The sequence below is a fragment of the Streptomyces pristinaespiralis genome (genome assembly GCF_001278075.1).
Lineage (GTDB): Bacteria > Actinomycetota > Actinomycetes > Streptomycetales > Streptomycetaceae > Streptomyces > Streptomyces pristinaespiralis.
The window spans coordinates 6,561,270-6,577,011 of record NZ_CP011340.1 but is presented as its reverse complement, the minus strand read 5'-3'; the positions used below and the strand labels follow the sequence as shown (position 1 = coordinate 6,577,011).

Annotated in this window: 17 protein-coding genes; 10 read left to right on the top strand and 7 right to left on the bottom strand. The window is 71.7% G+C overall.

Annotation, left to right across the window (positions count from 1 at the left end; translation table 11 throughout):
* Nucleotides 1-218: 218 nt before the first annotated feature.
* Entirely contained in the window at nucleotides 219-956 is a 738-nt protein-coding gene (locus tag SPRI_RS28080; protein WP_005319071.1) for a dienelactone hydrolase family protein, read from the top strand.
* Nucleotides 957-1,079: 123 nt separating this feature from the next.
* Here SPRI_RS28080 and SPRI_RS28075 read toward each other — a convergent pair whose 3' ends face one another.
* On the bottom strand, nucleotides 1,080-2,165 hold the full coding sequence (locus SPRI_RS28075) for an amidohydrolase family protein (protein WP_005319070.1): 1,086 nt from the start codon (nucleotides 2,163-2,165) through the stop codon (nucleotides 1,080-1,082).
* Nucleotides 2,166-2,279: 114 nt separating this feature from the next.
* Between SPRI_RS28075 and SPRI_RS28070 the strand changes: the two genes are divergently transcribed.
* From SPRI_RS28070 to thpD, 5 genes are all read left to right on the top strand, one after another.
* Nucleotides 2,280-3,380 (top strand): pyridoxal-phosphate-dependent aminotransferase family protein, encoded by a 1,101-nt coding sequence (locus SPRI_RS28070; RefSeq protein ID WP_053557442.1) that lies wholly within the window; start codon nucleotides 2,280-2,282, stop codon nucleotides 3,378-3,380.
* Nucleotides 3,381-3,807: 427 nt separating this feature from the next.
* On the top strand, nucleotides 3,808-4,338 hold the full coding sequence (gene ectA / locus SPRI_RS28065) for a diaminobutyrate acetyltransferase (protein ID WP_005319066.1): 531 nt from the start codon (nucleotides 3,808-3,810) through the stop codon (nucleotides 4,336-4,338).
* A gap of 92 nt (nucleotides 4,339-4,430) precedes the next feature.
* Nucleotides 4,431-5,699 (top strand): diaminobutyrate--2-oxoglutarate transaminase, encoded by a 1,269-nt coding sequence (ectB, locus tag SPRI_RS28060; RefSeq protein WP_005319064.1) that lies wholly within the window; start codon nucleotides 4,431-4,433, stop codon nucleotides 5,697-5,699.
* 32 nt (nucleotides 5,700-5,731) lie between these two features.
* Nucleotides 5,732-6,130, top strand: a complete 399-nt coding sequence (locus tag SPRI_RS28055; RefSeq protein WP_005319062.1) for an ectoine synthase — start codon at nucleotides 5,732-5,734, stop codon at nucleotides 6,128-6,130.
* A gap of 3 nt (nucleotides 6,131-6,133) precedes the next feature.
* The gene (thpD, locus tag SPRI_RS28050) at nucleotides 6,134-7,030 is read left to right on the top strand and encodes an ectoine hydroxylase (protein ID WP_005319061.1); all 897 of its coding nucleotides are present in this window, start codon (nucleotides 6,134-6,136) and stop codon (nucleotides 7,028-7,030) included.
* Nucleotides 7,031-7,108: 78 nt separating this feature from the next.
* Here thpD and SPRI_RS28045 read toward each other — a convergent pair whose 3' ends face one another.
* The gene (locus tag SPRI_RS28045) at nucleotides 7,109-8,182 is read right to left on the bottom strand and encodes an alkene reductase (RefSeq protein WP_005319060.1); all 1,074 of its coding nucleotides are present in this window, start codon (nucleotides 8,180-8,182) and stop codon (nucleotides 7,109-7,111) included.
* 121 nt (nucleotides 8,183-8,303) lie between these two features.
* On the opposite strand from SPRI_RS28045, the gene SPRI_RS28040 reads away from it, so the two are divergent.
* Nucleotides 8,304-8,813: a MarR family winged helix-turn-helix transcriptional regulator gene (locus tag SPRI_RS28040; protein WP_053557441.1), complete on the top strand. Its 510-nt coding sequence runs from the start codon at nucleotides 8,304-8,306 to the stop codon at nucleotides 8,811-8,813.
* An 82-nt stretch (nucleotides 8,814-8,895) separates the two neighbouring features.
* On the opposite strand, the gene SPRI_RS28035 is transcribed toward SPRI_RS28040, so the two are convergent.
* From SPRI_RS28035 to SPRI_RS28025, 3 genes are all read right to left on the bottom strand, one after another.
* Entirely contained in the window at nucleotides 8,896-10,020 is a 1,125-nt protein-coding gene (locus SPRI_RS28035; protein ID WP_078951305.1) for an aminotransferase class V-fold PLP-dependent enzyme, read from the bottom strand.
* Nucleotides 10,021-10,090: 70 nt separating this feature from the next.
* Nucleotides 10,091-10,822 (bottom strand): DsbA family oxidoreductase, encoded by a 732-nt coding sequence (locus tag SPRI_RS28030; protein WP_005319054.1) that lies wholly within the window; start codon nucleotides 10,820-10,822, stop codon nucleotides 10,091-10,093.
* A 280-nt stretch (nucleotides 10,823-11,102) separates the two neighbouring features.
* Nucleotides 11,103-11,576 (bottom strand): GNAT family N-acetyltransferase, encoded by a 474-nt coding sequence (locus tag SPRI_RS28025; protein ID WP_037776994.1) that lies wholly within the window; start codon nucleotides 11,574-11,576, stop codon nucleotides 11,103-11,105.
* 96 nt (nucleotides 11,577-11,672) lie between these two features.
* Here SPRI_RS28025 and SPRI_RS28020 point away from each other — a divergent pair, with 96 nt between their 5' ends.
* Nucleotides 11,673-12,107, top strand: coding sequence for a nuclear transport factor 2 family protein (locus tag SPRI_RS28020; protein ID WP_037775020.1), 435 nt, complete (start codon nucleotides 11,673-11,675; stop codon nucleotides 12,105-12,107).
* 28 nt (nucleotides 12,108-12,135) lie between these two features.
* Here SPRI_RS28020 and SPRI_RS28015 read toward each other — a convergent pair whose 3' ends face one another.
* Both SPRI_RS28015 and SPRI_RS28010 read right to left on the bottom strand, forming a co-directional pair.
* Nucleotides 12,136-12,744 (bottom strand): DUF1349 domain-containing protein, encoded by a 609-nt coding sequence (locus tag SPRI_RS28015; RefSeq protein ID WP_005319048.1) that lies wholly within the window; start codon nucleotides 12,742-12,744, stop codon nucleotides 12,136-12,138.
* A 5-nt stretch (nucleotides 12,745-12,749) separates the two neighbouring features.
* The gene (locus tag SPRI_RS28010; protein WP_078951304.1) at nucleotides 12,750-14,279 is read right to left on the bottom strand and encodes an aldehyde dehydrogenase (NADP(+)); all 1,530 of its coding nucleotides are present in this window, start codon (nucleotides 14,277-14,279) and stop codon (nucleotides 12,750-12,752) included.
* A gap of 127 nt (nucleotides 14,280-14,406) precedes the next feature.
* Between SPRI_RS28010 and SPRI_RS28005 the strand changes: the two genes are divergently transcribed.
* Both SPRI_RS28005 and SPRI_RS28000 read left to right on the top strand, forming a co-directional pair.
* Nucleotides 14,407-15,177 carry an IclR family transcriptional regulator gene (locus SPRI_RS28005; RefSeq protein ID WP_005319046.1) on the top strand — a complete coding sequence of 257 codons (771 nt, stop codon included), beginning with the start codon at nucleotides 14,407-14,409 and terminating at the stop codon, nucleotides 15,175-15,177.
* 2 nt (nucleotides 15,178-15,179) lie between these two features.
* Complete coding sequence (locus SPRI_RS28000) at nucleotides 15,180-15,647, top strand: GNAT family N-acetyltransferase (protein WP_053557439.1); 468 nt, start codon at nucleotides 15,180-15,182, stop codon at nucleotides 15,645-15,647.
* The last annotated feature ends 95 nt before the right edge of the window (nucleotides 15,648-15,742 follow it).

Sequence of the window (15,742 nt, the reverse complement as noted above, 5' to 3'; positions counted from 1 at the left end):
ACCTCCGGAAGCTGCCGTCCGGGCGCGTCCACGCCTTCCGCGCTCGCGGAGTTCATCCGGACTCGGGGTGTGACCGAGATACGCGCCAAAGGGGAACGGGATGATCTTGCAACCCTGAGCGCCGGGCCCGCCCCGTATGTCAAAGGGACACCCGTGCTGTTCTGTCAGCGGCAGAACACCGGCCGGACCGGGCTCGACGATCAATACAGTCCAGTCCCATGACGACGATTACGACGCGTACGGTCGAGTACCCGGCCGACGGTCTGACGATGATCGGGCACCTCGCGCTCCCGGCCGGTGTCGACCGCCGGCCCGCGGTGCTGGTCGGACCAGAGGGCATGGGGCTCAGCGACGTCGAGCGCCGCCGGGCCGATGCTCTGGCCGAGCTGGGATACGTAGCGCTGGCCTTCGACCTTCATGGCGGGCGCTATCTCGGTGACCCCGAGGAGATGCTGGCCCGTTGCCTGCCGCTGCTCACCGATCCCGACCGGATGCGGGGGATCGGCCATGCGGCGCTCGACGTGTTGCGCACCGAGCCCCGGACCGACCCCGACCGGATCGCCGCCATCGGCTACGGAACCGGGGGCGCCGTCGGGCTGGAACTCGGGCGCGACGGCGTCGACCTCCGCGCGATCGGGACAGTCAACGCGACTACCACGGGCCGACCGGGCGAGGCGGCGCGCATTCGCTGCCCGGTGTGGGCCGGGGTCGGGTCAAAAGACCCGATCATGCCGCCCGCGCAACGGAACGCGTTCACCGCCGAGATGCAGGCCGCGGGCGTCGACTGGCGCCTCACGGTCTACGGCGGAGCCTTGCACGCCTTCCACCACCCGCCGGTCGACCACCCCGTGGTCCCCGGCGTCGGCTACCACCCACGGCACGCGCAGCGAGCCTGGCGCGACGTCGTCGACCTGCTCGCCGAGTGCCTGCCCGTGACGGAGGACCTGGGGGCATGACCCGCAGCGGAGGGCGACCCCCTGGCCACGAGGGCGGTGACTCTGCGGGGCTCAGGAGACTTCACGGGATGCCGCACACTTGAGGCGTCACTCGAAGGGCCGCCTCTTCGCGCCACCCTTCCCTCAGCCGACGACCCGCCCGTCGAGCACGATCGCTCGCGGCGCCGCGAGGACCCGCACATCGGCGCGCGGGTCCTCGTCGTACACCACCAGGTCGGCGGGGGCGCCCTCCTCGAGCGCCGGGCGGCCGAGCCAGCTCCTGGCCCCCCACGTGGTCGCCGACAGCGCCTCGAGCGGCGGGATGCCGGCCTTCACCAGCTCGGCGACCTCCTCGGCGACCAAGCCGTGCGCCAGGGAACCGCCCGCGTCCGTGCCGACGAAGACCGGTACGCCCGCGTCGTAGGCCGCGCGCACGGTGTCGTAGCGCCGCTCGTACAGCCGTCGCATATGGGCCGACCACCGGGGGAACCTGGACTCGCCGCCCGCGGCGAGATCGGGGAACGTGGCGATGTTGACCAGGGTCGGGACGATGGCGACGCCGCGCTCCGCGAACAGCGGGATCGTGTCCTGCGTGAGCCCGGTCGCGTGCTCGATGCAGTCGATGCCGGCCTCGACGAGGTCGCGCAGCGAGTCCTCCGCGAAGCAGTGCGCCGTCACCCGGGCACCCAGCCGGTGGGCCTCCGCGATGGCCGCCTCCACGGCCCCGCGCGGCCAGCAGGCGGTCAGGTCGCCGGCATCCCGGTCGATCCAGTCACCGACGAGCTTGACCCAGCCGTCGCCGCGCCGGGCCTCCCGCGCCACGTACGCCACCAGGTCCTCGGGCTCGATCTCGTGCGCGTAGTTGCGGATGTAGCGGCGGGTGCGGGCGATGTGCCTGCCCGCCCGGATGATCTTCGGCAGGTCCTCGCGCTCGTCGATCCAGCGCGTGTCGGAGGGCGATCCCGCGTCGCGGATCAGCAGCGTGCCCGCCTCGCGGTCGGTGAGTGCCTGCTTCTCGCTGGTCGCGGCGTCGACCGGGCCGTGGTGGTCGAGGCCGACGTGGCAGTGGGCGTCGACCAGCCCGGGCAGCGCCCAGCCGTGCACGGTGACCGCCTCGGCGCGGGGACGTTCGAAGGTGATCCGGCCGTCGACCGCCCACAGTTCGTCCCGCACCTCCTCGGGCCCGACGAGCACCCGCCCCTTCACATGCAGCACCGTGTGATCGCTCATGCCAGGAACTGTACGAGGCCCTCGGTACTCTCGAGCGAGAGCCCGAACACTGTCCGAACACCGTCCGGCCCTGCCGGGAACACGTCCGGACGCCGAGAGAAACAGAGCACCGCAGTGACACATCCCCTGCTGGACCTCGCCCCGCTGACCGCCGCGCACTTCGCGTCCATCGAGCGAGGAGTCGCGGCGCTGCTCGGCACCGAGCAGGACGTGGTCGTGATGCAGGGCGAGGCCCTGCTGCCCCTGGAGGGCTGCATCCGCGGCGGCGCGCACCCCGGTTCGACGGCACTGAACGTGGTCACGGGCCCCTACGGCCAGACCTTCGGCAACTGGCTGCGCGACTGCGGGGCCGCCGTCGTGGACCTCGAGGTGCCCTTCAACACGGCGGTGAACGCCGACCAGGTCGCCCGGGCGCTGGCCGAACACCCCGAGATCGACTTCGTCTCACTGGTGCACGCCGAAGCCGCGACGGGCAACACCAACCCCGTCGCGGAGATCGGCGAGGTCGTGCGGGCCCACGGGGCGCTGTTCATGCTGGACGCCGTCGCCTCCGTGGCCGCGGAGCCGCTGCTCCCCGACGCCTGGGGCGTGGACCTGTGCGTGATCGGCGCGCAGAAGGCGATGGGCGGTCCGGCCGGCGTCTCCGCCGTGTCGGTGAGCGAGCGGGCCTGGGAGCGCATCGCCGCCAACCCGGCCGCGCCCCGCGGCTCGTACCTGTCGCTGCTCGACTGGAAGCAGCGCTGGATCGACGGCGGGCGCAGGGCTCTGCTGCACGCGCCCGCGCAGCTGGAGATGCTGGCGCTCGAGGCGTGCCTCGAGCGGATCGGGTCGGAGGGTCTGGACGCCGTGACGGCCCGGCACAGGGCGGCCGCCGCGGCCACGCGTGCGGGAGCTCTGGCGCTCGGCGGCGGTATCGCCCCCTACGTGCACGAGGCGCGGCACGCCGCGCCGGTGGCGACCACGCTGCGCGCCCCGGCCGGGGTGGACGCCCGGGACCTGGTGGCGAAGGCGCTCGCCGCCGATCCGTCGCTGCCGGTGATGGCGGGTGGCGGCCCGCTGGCCGCGGAGATGATCCGGATCAACCACTACGGCGTGGACGCGACCCGCGGCGTGGTGCAGTCGTCCCTCGCCGCGCTGGGCGCCGCGCTGGCCGAGCACGGCCGGCCGGTGGACCTGGAGGGCGCGCGCCGGGCCGCCGGCGAGAACTGGGTCTGATGCCGGTGCGGCCCCGTCCTCGCGCGGGCGGGGCCGCTCCGCGTCCTCGCGGCGCTCTCCGGCGGGATCCTCACATCGGATTCCCGTGTCCCGCACACGCCCCGCATAAACGCATGGAACGAATATCGGGAGCAAATTCCGGTTCACTTCGGTAAATAGCTCCCCGCATTCTGCTGCCCCCGATCTCGACTGCTAAACGTAGAGATTCATATCGTTTCCGGGGCCGATTCCATCACGTGTCAACCAGGTTGCCTTCATGTGACCGACACCACAGAGGGAGCGGTATGCCCGGATATTTCCGGGCATACCGGCGCGATCGCCCGACGATTCACGGCGAGCTCGCGCCCGCGCGATAACACAACGGCTCTCGGCACCCAACCCCCTTGCCCGATGCAATTCGCGAATTTGCTGGGTAAATTGAATCGACATGACCGCCGCACAAGAAGACCTTGTACGAGCCCGAGACGAATTCCTCGAGATCAGCACCCCACGAGTGGAGGACGGAGCCGCGATCTGGCGCATCGCCCGCGACTCCGAGGTCCTGGACCTCAACTCCTCGTACAGCTACCTGCTGTGGTGTCGCGATTTCGCGGCCACCTCCGTCGTGGCCCGCGGCCGTGACGGCGAGCCCATCGCCTTCGTCACCGGATACGTACGCCCCGACCGCCCGGAGGCGCTCGTCGTCTGGCAGGTCGCCGTCGACCGTGCGCACCGGGGCCGGGGGCTGGCCGGCGTCCTGCTGGACGCACTGACCGCCAAGGTCACCGGCGGGCTCGGGGTCCGCGAGATAGAGACGACCATCACCCCGGACAACACCGCCTCCGACGCCCTGTTCACCTCCTACGCCAAGCGCCACGGAGCATCCCTCAGCCGCGAGGTCCTCTTCGACGGCGGGCTGTTCCCCGAGGGGACGCACCAGCCGGAAGTGCTGTACCGCATCGGTCCCGTCGCCGCGTGACCGCTGCCGCGCGCCCTGTGCCCGCACGGCACCCCGCGCGCGCCGCGTCATCCCTGACCTCTCGCGCCCACCCCACCCCCATGGAGTTCGCTGTGACCATCACCCCGCCCGCCCTGAGCGTCTTCGAGACCCTCGAGTCCGAGGTGCGCAGCTACTGCCGCGGCTGGCCCGCCGTGTTCGACCGCGCCCAGGGCAGCCACCTCCACGACGAGGACGGCCACACCTACCTCGACTTCTTCGCCGGCGCCGGATCTCTGAACTACGGGCACAACAACCCGGTCCTCAAACGCGCCCTGATCGACTACATCGAGCGCGACGGCATCACCCACGGCCTGGACATGGCCACGACCGCCAAGCGCGCGTTCCTCGAGTCGTTCCAGAACGTGATCCTGCGTCCGCGTGACCTGCCCTACAAGGTCATGTTCCCGGGCCCGACGGGCACCAACGCGGTCGAGGCCGCGCTGAAGCTCGCCCGCAAGGTGAAGGGCCGCGAGTCGGTCGTCTCGTTCACCAATGCCTTCCACGGCATGTCGCTCGGCTCGCTCGCCGTCACCGGCAACGCCTTCAAGCGCGCCGGCGCCGGCATCCCGCTGGTGCACGGCACGCCGATGCCGTTCGACAACTACTTCGACGGCCAGGTCCCCGACTTCCTCTGGTTCGAGCGGCTGCTCGAGGACCAGGGTTCGGGTCTGAACAAGCCCGCCGCCGTGATCGTCGAGACGGTCCAGGGCGAGGGCGGCATCAACGTGGCCCGCGCCGAGTGGCTGCGCGCGCTGCAGGACCTGTGCCACCGCCAGGACATGCTGCTGATCGTCGACGACATCCAGATGGGCTGCGGCCGCACCGGCGGCTTCTTCTCCTTCGAGGAGGCCGGCATCGTCCCGGACATCGTCACCGTCTCGAAGTCCATCAGCGGCTACGGCCTGCCCCTGGCGCTCACCCTGTTCAAGCCCGAGCTGGACATCTGGGAGCCGGGCGAGCACAACGGCACGTTCCGCGGCAACAACCCCGCGTTCGTGACCGCCGCCGCGGCCCTCAACACCTACTGGGCCGACGGGCAGATGGAGAAGCAGACCATCGCCCGCGGCGAGCAGGTCGAGCGCGCGCTGCTCGCCATCGTCGACGAGTTGGGCGGCGAGGGCGTCAGCTTCCGCGGCCGTGGCCTGGTCTGGGGCATGGAGTTCGAGGACAAGCCGCGTGCGTCCGCCGTCTGCGCCCGCGCCTTCGAGCTCGGACTGCTGCTGGAGACGTCCGGACCGGAGAGCGAGGTCGTGAAGCTGCTTCCGCCGCTGACGATCTCCACCGACGAGCTGGACGAGGGCCTGCGCATCCTGGCGCGCTCCGTCCGAGAGACCGCCTGACCACCCGTACTACCGAGAGGTGACGAACCACCGTGATCGTCCGATCGTTCAAGGACATCGAGAACACCGAGCGCCATGTGAAGTCCGCTTCCGGCACCTGGGAGAGCAAGCGCATCGTGCTCGCCAAGGAGAAGGTCGGCTTCTCGCTCCACGAGACCGTGCTCTACGCGGGTACGGAGACGTCGATGTGGTACGCGAACCACATCGAGGCCGTGCTCTGCGTGGAGGGTGAGGCCGAGCTGACCAACGACGAGACGGGCGAGACCCACTGGATCGAGCCCGGCACGATGTATCTGCTGGACGGCCACGAGAAGCACACCATGCGCCCCAAGACCGACTTCCGTTGCGTCTGCGTCTTCAATCCCCCCGTCACCGGACGGGAGGACCACGACGAGAACGGCGTCTACCCGCTGCTGACCGAGGAGGGCTGAGATATGACCACCGCACCCGCACGCACCGACCTGTACCCGACCCGTGGCGCCAGTGAGGTGCTCACCCCCCGCAAGGACCCGGTCGTCTGGTCGGCGCCCGGCGCCCCGGGGCCGATCGCCACGGCGGACCTCATGGGGTTCGAGCGGGACGGTTTCCTCACCGTCGACCAGCTGATCAGGGACGACGAGGTCGCCGTGTACCGCTCCGAACTGGAGCGGCTGATCAGCGACCCGGCGGTGCGCGCCGACGAGCGCTCGATCGTCGAGCCGAAGTCGCAGGACGTGCGGTCGGTCTTCGAGGTCCACAAGCTCAGCGAGGTGTTCGCCGCGCTGGTGCGCGACGAGCGGGTGGTGGGCAGAGCCCGGCAGATCCTGGGCTCCGACGTGTACGTCCACCAGTCCCGGATCAATGTGAAGCCCGGCTTCGGCGCTTCCGGCTTCTACTGGCACTCGGACTTCGAGACGTGGCACGCGGAGGACGGCCTGCCGAACATGCGCACCGTCTCCGTGTCCATCGCCCTCACCGAGAACTTCGACACCAACGGCGGTCTGATGATCATGCCGGGGTCGCACAAGACGTTCCTCGGCTGCGCGGGCGAGACGCCGAAGGACAACTACAAGAAGTCGCTGCAGATGCAGGACGCCGGCACACCGTCCGACGAGGCGCTGACCCGCTTCGCGGACGACCACGGCATCCGGCTGTTCACCGGCCGGGCCGGGTCGGCGACCTGGTTCGACTGCAACTGCATGCACGGCTCCGGCGACAACATCACGCCGTACCCGCGCAGCAACGTCTTCATCGTCTTCAACAGCGTGGAGAACACGGCGGTCGAGCCGTTCGCGGCGCCGGTTCCGCGGCCCGACTTCATCGGTGCGCGGGACTTCACCCCGGTGCGGTGACCTGACGGCACCTGCGCGGGCGGGCCGGACTCCTTCGGGAGTCCGGCCCGCCCGCGTCCGCGTGGGCGCGGCTGCCGGTCAGCCGGTGAGCGCCGGGTAGTCGATGAAGCCCTTGTCGTCGCCGCCGAAGAACGACGCGGGGTCAGGGGCGTTGAACGGTCCGCCCGCCTCGAGACGGGCCGGGAGGTCCGGGTTGGCCAGGAACATCGCGCCGTACGCGATCACGTCGGCGAGGCCGTCCTCGACCAGGGTGAGGGCCTCGGGGCCGGTCGGCCCCTCGGTCGCCGGGTTGAGGACGAGCGTCCCGGAGAACTGCTTGCGCAGCGTCTGGGTGAGTTCCCGCCCGCCGGGGACGGCCTCTGTGATGTGCAGGTAGCCGAGGCCGAGCGGCTCGATCCGCTGGACGAGAGCGGTGTAGACGGCTTCCGGGTCCGTCTCCTCGATGCCGTTGTACGGATTGAACGGCGAGATCCGCAGGGCGGTGCGCTCGGCGCCGATCGCGGCCGCGACCGCCTCGGTCACCTCGACGGCGAACCGGATGCGGTTCTCGACGGACCCGCCCCACTCGTCGGTGCGGTGGTTGCTGTTGGGCGCGAGGAACTGGTGGATGAGGTAGCCGTTCGCGCCGTGCAGCTCGACGCCGTCGAAGCCGGCCTCGATCGCGTTGCGCGCGGCGGACGCGAAGTCCTCGACGGTCGCCCGGATCTCCTGCGCGGTCAGTTCCCTGGGCGCGATGAAGTCCTTGGGACCTTCGTGCGTGTAGACCTGCCCCTGCGCGGCGACGGCCGACACGCCCACCGGGACGAGTCCGTCCGGCAGCAGGACGGGGTGGCCGATCCGGCCGGCGTGCATCAGCTGGGCGAAGATCGTGCCGCCCTCGCGGTGCACGGCGTCGGTGACCTCGCGCCAGGCGGTGACCTGCTCGGCGCTGTGCAGCCCCGGGGTGTCCGGGTAGCCCTGGCCGACCACGGAGGGCTGGGTGCCCTCGGTGATGATCAGGCCCGCGGAGGCGCGCTGCCGGTAGTACTCCACGACGGAGGGCGTCGGTGTGAGGCCGGGGCCGTAGGCGCGGCTGCGGGTCATCGGCGCCATGGCGATGCGGTTGCGCAGGTGCTTGCCGGCGAGCTGGATCGGGTCGAATGCGGTGGTCATGGGAACCCCCAGAAAAATTATGTGGTCGGCCAAGTAATCGGCTCTGCGCCACTGTAGCGCATTCATTGGCCGACCAAGGTAATATTCTGGAAGCAGTGGAAAACCGGCCGAGGAGAGCACCATGTCCACAGCGGAGGAGGCACAGGGCGACCCTGCGTGCACCGGACAGCTGCCGCACGCCGCGAGCAGCGGCCCCGTCAGCCACGCCGTCTCCCGGGTGGCGCGGCTCCACCGCATCGCCGCGGGCAAGCTGCTCAAGGGGCTGGGCCTCTACCCCGGCCAGGAGTTCGTGATGATGCGCCTGTGGGACGCCGGACCACTGCGTCAGTCGGAGCTCATCAAGGCGGCCGACCTCGACCCGTCCACCGTGACCAAGATGCTCCAGCGCCTCGAACAGTCCGGCCACGTCCGCCGCTGCCCGGACCCGGCCGACCGCAGGGCCGTCCTCGTGGAGGCGACGGAGCGGAGCTGCGCACTGCTGTCGGACGTGTCGGAGGCCTGGGCGCAGCTGGAGGAGCACACGCTCCGCGGCCTGGACGAGGACGAACGGCGGGATTTGACGCGCCTGTTGGCCAAGGTCGAGGCGAACCTCTGCACGGAGACGGCCGACTGCCCGGAACGCCGCGCCTGACCCGGCCGGCGCCCGGGTCCGGCGCCCGGACCCGGCCGACCGCGTCCTCGCGGGCGCCGGGCCTCACGCGCGGCCGAACGGTCTATCGCGGATGCCCCGCCCGACCGTCGGCCGGCGCGCCGCAGCCGCCCCCGACGGCGGAGCCCCGGCCGGCGAGGCGGTCCAGGACCCGTTCCACGTCGGCGGGCGAGTTGTAGAGGTGGAACGAGGCGCGCAGATTGCCGGCGCGCTCGGAGAGCAGGATCCCGGAGCCGGCCAGCTCGCGGGCGCGGTGGCCGAGGCCGGGGACGGCCACGATCGCCGAGTCCGCGGGCACCGGTTCGTGGCCCAGTTCCACGAGGCCGGCCCTGAACAGCCGTGCCAGCGCGGTGTCGTGGGCCAGGACCGCGTCGATGCCGATCTCCTCCAGCAGGGCGAGCGACTGCTCGGCACCGTGGTACGAGAGGAAGGCCGGGGGTTCGTCGTAGCGGCGGGCCGAGGTGGCGGTCTCCTCGATCGGGCCGTACGTCGTCTCCCACAGCCGTTCTGCGGCGAAGGTGCCCGCGTGCAGCGGCGGCAGCGCCTCCTGCGCGTCTTCCGTCACGGTCAGGAAGGACACACCGCGCGGGCAGAGCAGGAACTTGAAACCGCCGGTGACGGTGTAGTCCCAGTCCCCCGCCGCCAGCGGCTGCCAGCCGGCCGACTGGCTGGCGTCGAGGAGCGTACGGGCCCCGTGCGCCGCGGCGGCGGCGCGCACGGCCGCCATGTCGGCGACCCTGCCGTCGGCGGACTGCACCGACGAGAAGGCGACGAGCGCCGTACCGGGGCGGACCGCGTCCGCCAGCCCTTCCAGCGGCGCGAACCGCGTCTTGAGGTCGCCCCGCACGGTGAAGGGCGTGATCACGGAGGCGTACTCCCCTTCGGGGAACAACACCTCGGAGCCCGGCGGCAGCGAGGCCGCGATCAGCCCCACATGGACGGAGACCGAACCGCCGACGGCCACCCGCTCGTGGGGCACGCCGGCGAGGCGGGCGAAGGACTCGCGGGCGGCGGTCACGGCCGAGAAGTCGCCCGCACCGCCGGGCCGTCCGTCGGCCAGCTCCTGCGCCAGCGCCGCCACCGCACGGACCGTACGGCGCGGGAGCAGGCCGCAGCTCGAGGTGTTCAGGTACGTCGTCGTGGGCGCGAACTCACCGCCGGCCGTGGGCTCCAGGATCTGCGTCTCCATGGGATCACCCTGCGGTGCCGTGTCCTCCGGGTCAATCACGCCTTGCTGGACACAACCGTTCAGCGGCGCTTCACGAAGCCGGCTGCGCGGCGTCGGCGGCCGCGGGGACCTCGCATGCGCCGTCGGCGTCGCAGACGGCCGCGTCCTCGCCGGCCGGGGCGGCCTCCCGCCCCTGCCAGGCCTGTTCCAGCGCCTGCGTGAACAGTTCGGCGGGCTGCCCGCCGGACACCCCGTACCGCCGGTCGAACACGAAGAACGGGACGCCGTTCGCACCCAGCTCCGCAGCCTCCCGCTCGTCGGCGCGTACGTCGTCGGCGTAGGCGCTCACGTCCGCGAGGACCCGGCGTGCCTCCTGCTCGTCGAGTCCCGCCTCCACGGCGAGCGCGAGGAGGACGTCCGGGTCGAAGACGGACCGCTCCTCCGCGAAGTTCGCCCGGTAGGCGAGGGTGAGCAGCTCGTCCTGGCGGCCGCGGGCCTTGGCGAGGTGCAGCAGCCGGTGGATGTCGAAGGTGTTCCCGTGGTCGCGGCCCTCGACGCGGTACTCCAGCCCTTCGGAGCGGGCGTTGGACGCCACGTGCTCCTCCATGGCCTGCGCCTCCTCGCGGGTGCGGCCGTACTTCTTCGCGAGCATGTCGACGACCGGAGCGGTGTCGCCCCTTTCACGGCCGGGGTCGAGTTCGAAGGACCGGTGCACGACCTCCACCTCGTCGCGATGCGCGAAGGCATCGAGGCCCTTCTCGAAACGGGCCTTGCCGATGTAGCACCACGGACAGGCGATGTCGGACCAGATCTCGACGCGCATGCTTCTTCATCACTCCAGGGTCAAGCCGGCCGGCGGCGCCGGACACGGTTCGCCCGGCTCGCCGGGCGGGGTCGGTGGGACGGACGGGGCGGGGCGCCTCCGCAGCACCTCAACAGGGGACGGGCCCGCCTCATTCCGCGGGAAGCCGCGAAGGCCCCGCCGGGCCGGCGGCCGTCGAGCCGCTCCGGCCAGGGGTCTTTCTCGCCGGGGTGAGGGACAGGCGGGCGGGCCGGGCCGCCGTGACGGCCCGGCGTCCCCGGCCGCATCGGCTCGGGCGCGCCTACTCGTCCGCCGGCACCGTGAAGCGCAGGACCAGGTGGTTCCCGGCGAGCGGCTCGTCGGGGTCCGGGTACCAGCCGTGGCGGGCGTAGAAGGCCTGGGCCCGCTCGTTCTCCTGGAAGACCTCGAGGCGGGCGCTTCTCACGCCCGCGCCCCGCCACGCCTCGACGCAGGCGGCGTGGAGCTCGGTGCCGACGCCGGCGCGCCAGCGCGCGGGGGCGACGTGGAGCTGCGAAAGGGTCATGACGCCGTCCACCTCGCCGAAGGCAGCCGTGCCCGCGACGACGCCGTCCCGTTCCGCGCACAGCACCCGCCCCTGCCCGATCGCCCGCTCCCAGCCGGCCCGGTTGCGGGCACGCTCGGCGGGCCCGTCGAAGGCCTCGTCGGGGATGTGGCCCCGGTAGTAGGTGGCGCGCGCTTCGGCGTGGAGGGCCGCTATGGCGTCGAGGTCCGCGAGAGTGGCAGTTCTGATCATGTGCTGGGGGACGCGACCGCGGGCGGGCACGGTTGCAGACCCGTCCTGACCGGGCTCCCTTGACCTCGACCGCGGTTGAGGGTGAACGCTCACGGCATGACCACTCATCTGGACCACATCGAGATCGGGCTGCTCGTCAGCCGTTTCTTCCGCGCCATGGACGAGCGCGCGTTCCCGGCCGGCTGGGCGCGTGACCACTTCACCGACGACGCGCGCATGGTCGCCCCCGTCGGGGTGTTCGAGGGCGCCGAGGCCGTACGCGGCACGGAGGAGGCCATCAGGAGGTTCGCCCGCACCCAGCACATGGCCTCCGACCTGCTGACCGACGTCGACGCCGCGTCGGGGACGGCCAGGGCGTCCTGGAACGCGCTGATGGTCCACATCCACCACGAGGGCGAGGATCCGCTGTTCACCGTGGGCGGCCGCTACGAGGCCGAACTGCGCCGGACCGACGAGGGCTGGCGCTTCAGCCGGATGGCGGTCGAGGCCCTCTGGACGACGGGACGGCCGCCGGTCCTCACGCCGGCGTGAGACGCCCGGGAGGGGCGCCTCCCGTGCGTCAGGAGCCGTCCCGCAGCCCTTCCGGCCAGCTGTCGCGGTACTCGATGCGGTCGAAGGAGACGACGCAGCCCTCGCCCACCGGCGACTGGGCCATGAAGCCGACCAGTGCCGCGCCGGCCCGGTCCTCGTCGCCGAGGGTGAAGATGCGGACGAAGGTCCACTGCTCGCCGTCGGTGGAGGCGTGGAAGGCGAACGCCTTTCCCGTGCGGCTGATGCGCAGCCAGACGCTGTCACCGTCGACCACGAAGGAGTTGGCGTCGTCGGAGTGGCCGCGGGTGACGACCGTGCAGACCGTCGGCCTGTCCGGCGACAGTTCCAGGCAGAGCTTCGCCCACTCGTGCTCGGTGACGTGCACGTAGAGCACGGCCGCGTCGAAGGCCGCGGCGAAGCCGGCCTTGGCGCGGGCGATCAGCTGGAAGTCGCCCTCCGGCGCGCCGAGCAGGCGGGGCGCGTCGGAGGCCGGTTCCAGGGAGTGGCCGGTCGGCGGGACGAAACGGTCCTGGCGGGGGCCGGCCCAGGCGGTCAGAACACCGTCGTCGTAGGACCAGTCGGCCTCGGGACCGTACGGCCGCAGGGGAAAGGGGAGGTCGGGCAGCTTCAGTTCCATGCGGGTCAGTGTTGCAGGCGGCCGTTGACGCGTCGGGGAAGCCCGAGCGGGTTGTCGTCGCGCAGTTCCGGCGGGAGGAGCGCGTGGGGGGTGTGCTGGTAGGTGACCGGGCGGAGCCAGCGTTCGATGGCCGTGGCGCCCACGGAGGTGGAGGTGGAGGTGGTGGCCGGGTAGGGGCCGCCGTGGTGCTGCGCGGGCGCGACCGCGACACCGGTCGGCCAGCCGTTGACCAGTACCCGGCCCGCCAACGGCGTCAGCCGGGCCAACAGCTCACCCGCCCGCCCCTGCCCCTCGCTCTCCCCGGCCGACAGATGCACCGTCGCCGTCAGATTGCCCGGCAACCGCGCCAGCACCGCGTCCACCTCGGCCGGATCCCCGTACCGCGCGACCACCGTGACCGGACCGAAACACTCCTCCAACAGCACATCATGCGCACCCGGCTCCGTCAGCCGGCCCGCCGGCACGGTCAAGAACCCGGCCCGCACCCCCCGCTCCCCCTCCCCGCCCGGCACCACCGGACACTCCACCCCCGCCAATGCGGCCCGCTCGGCCACCCCCGCCACGAAGTTGTCCCGCATCCGCCCGTCCAGCAGCACCCCCGCCGCCGCCCGCGCCACCCCGCCCGCCAACGCCTCCACCAGCCGGTCACCCTCCGGCGACGCCGGAACCAGCACCAGACCCGGCTTCACACAGAACTGCCCCACCCCCAGCGTCATCGACCCCGCCAGCCCCGCACCGATCTCCTCCGCCCGCTCCGACGCCGCCGCCTGTGTCACCACCACCGGATTGAGCGAACCCAGCTCCCCATGGAACGGGATCGGCACCGGCCGCGCCGCCGCCGCGTCGAACAACGCCCGCCCACCACGCACCGACCCGGTGAACCCCGCCGCCGCCACCAGCGGATGCCCCACCAACGCCACACCCGCCTCGAAACCATGCACCAGCCCCACCACCCCCGCAGGCAACCCCCGCTCCACCGCCGCCCGCCGCAACACCGCCGCCACCCGCTCCGACAACCCCGGATGATCCGGATGCGCCTTCACCACCACCGGACACCCCGCCGCCAACGCACTGGCCGTGTCCCCACCCGCCACCGAGAACGCGAACGGAAAATTCGACGCCGCATACACCGCCACCACACCCAACGGCACCTTGAAACGCCGCAGATCCGGCACCGGCGGCGTCGCCGCCGCATCAGGATGATCGATGATCACCCCCAGGAACGACCCCTCCTCCACCACATCCGCGAACGCCCGCAACTGATAACACGTCCGCGCCAGCTCACCACGCAACCGCACCCCACCCAGCGCCGTCTCCGCGTCCGCCACCTCCACCAGAACGTCCCCCGACGCCTCCAGCAGAGCCGCCGCCCCCCGCAGGAACCCCGCCCGCACACCACGATCCACCAACGAACCCCGCGCCTCCCACGCGGCCCGCACCACCACACCCACCTCCCCCGCAGAAGCCTCCACCCCGACCCGCTCCCGCCGCTTCCCGCTACGGGGGTCGACACTCCAGACTGGTGCTGCTTCCACGGCGGCTTCCTTCCGGTCTCTGCCACCCACCGAAGTTGTTCGGTATTCTGAACAACGTTCCTGGTGGTGAATATGCTGGGGACTCTATTTCCGGGCGTTCCGCACGGTCAAGAAGGGGCGTACAGCGATGTCAGTTGCCGATTCCGGTGGGGCACAGGTCAAGTCCGCGGTGCGGACGGTGGAGTTGCTCGAATACTTCGCCGGGCGGCCCGGCATGCACTCGCTCGCCGCGGTCCAGGAGGCCGTCGGATACCCCAAGTCCAGCCTGTACATGCTGCTGCGCACCCTCGTGGAGCTCGGCTGGGTCGAGACGGACGCCACGGGCACGCGGTACGGCATCGGGGTGCGCGCCCTGCTGGTCGGGACGTCGTACATCGACGGCGACGAGGTCGTGGCCGCTGCCAGGCCGACCCTGGACCGGCTCTCCGACGACACCACGGAGACCATCCACCTCGCGCGGCTCGACGGCACGAACGTGGTCTACCTGGCGACCCGGCAGTCACAGCACTATCTGCGCCCGTTCACGCGCGTGGGGCGGCGGCTGCCCGCTCACTCCACCTCGCTCGGCAAGGCGCTGCTCGCGACCTACAGCGACGAGCAGGTGCGCAAGATGCTGCCGGAGACCCTCGCGCCGCTGACCGAGCACACCCTCACCGACCGCGAGAAGCTCATCGAGGAGCTGCACCTCATCCGCGAACAGGGCTACGCCGTGGACCGTGAGGAGAACACGCTCGGGCTGCGCTGCTTCGGCATCGCCATCCCCTACCGCACCCCGGCGCGCGACGCGATCAGCTGCTCGGTGCCGGTGGCGAGGCTCACGCCGGCGCACGAGCAGATGATCAAGGACGCGCTGTTCGACGCGCGCGACCGGCTCACCCTCGCGACCCGGAGGCTCTGACCGTGGACGTGGTCCTGCGTGAGGTCGAGGACAGTGATCTCCCGGTGTTCTTCCGGCACATGAGTGACCCCGAGTCCAACCGGATGGCCGCCTTCACCAGCGAGGATCCGACGGACCGGGCCGCGTTCGACGCCCACTGGTCACGTATCCGGGCCTCCGACGCGGTGATCCGCACGGTCCTCGCCGACGGCGAGGTCGTCGGCCACACCGCCGTGTACGGGCCGCCCGAGGAGCGGGAGGTCACCTACGTCATCGACCGTGCGCACTGGGGGCGCGGCATCGCCACGCTCGCCCTGCGCGCGCTGCTGGAGGCCGTACCGGCCCGTCCGCTGCACGCGCGTGCGGCGGCGGACAACGCGGCCTCGCTGCGGGTGCTGCTCAAATGCGGGTTCGCGGTGACGGGCCACGACCGGGGGTTCGCCAACGCGCGGGGCGAGGACACGGACGAAGTGGTCCTGACGCTGGCGTGACCCCCTCGCGGGCGGGGCGGGCCTTCACCGCGGCGCCGCTCCCCCGCGCGGTGGAGGCGGATCGTCACGGAGCAGGAGGTGGAGGGGCCGACGGG

Bases quoted from the DNA above. Each gene is read 5' to 3' on its own strand.
- SPRI_RS28080 (WP_005319071.1), top strand. From the start codon at position 219: ATGACGACGATTACGACGCGTACGGTCGAGTACCCGGCCGACGGTCTG.
- SPRI_RS28075 (WP_005319070.1), bottom strand. From the start codon at position 2,165: ATGAGCGATCACACGGTGCTGCATGTGAAGGGGCGGGTGCTCGTCGGG.
- ectA (WP_005319066.1), top strand. From the start codon at position 3,808: ATGACCGCCGCACAAGAAGACCTTGTACGAGCCCGAGACGAATTCCTC.
- thpD (WP_005319061.1), top strand. From the start codon at position 6,134: ATGACCACCGCACCCGCACGCACCGACCTGTACCCGACCCGTGGCGCC.
- SPRI_RS28045 (WP_005319060.1), bottom strand. From the start codon at position 8,182: ATGACCACCGCATTCGACCCGATCCAGCTCGCCGGCAAGCACCTGCGC.
- SPRI_RS28040 (WP_053557441.1), top strand. From the start codon at position 8,304: ATGTCCACAGCGGAGGAGGCACAGGGCGACCCTGCGTGCACCGGACAG.
- SPRI_RS28035 (WP_078951305.1), bottom strand. From the start codon at position 10,020: ATGGAGACGCAGATCCTGGAGCCCACGGCCGGCGGTGAGTTCGCGCCC.
- SPRI_RS28030 (WP_005319054.1), bottom strand. From the start codon at position 10,822: ATGCGCGTCGAGATCTGGTCCGACATCGCCTGTCCGTGGTGCTACATC.
- SPRI_RS28025 (WP_037776994.1), bottom strand. From the start codon at position 11,576: ATGATCAGAACTGCCACTCTCGCGGACCTCGACGCCATAGCGGCCCTC.
- SPRI_RS28020 (WP_037775020.1), top strand. From the start codon at position 11,673: ATGACCACTCATCTGGACCACATCGAGATCGGGCTGCTCGTCAGCCGT.
- SPRI_RS28015 (WP_005319048.1), bottom strand. From the start codon at position 12,744: ATGGAACTGAAGCTGCCCGACCTCCCCTTTCCCCTGCGGCCGTACGGT.
- SPRI_RS28005 (WP_005319046.1), top strand. From the start codon at position 14,407: ATGTCAGTTGCCGATTCCGGTGGGGCACAGGTCAAGTCCGCGGTGCGG.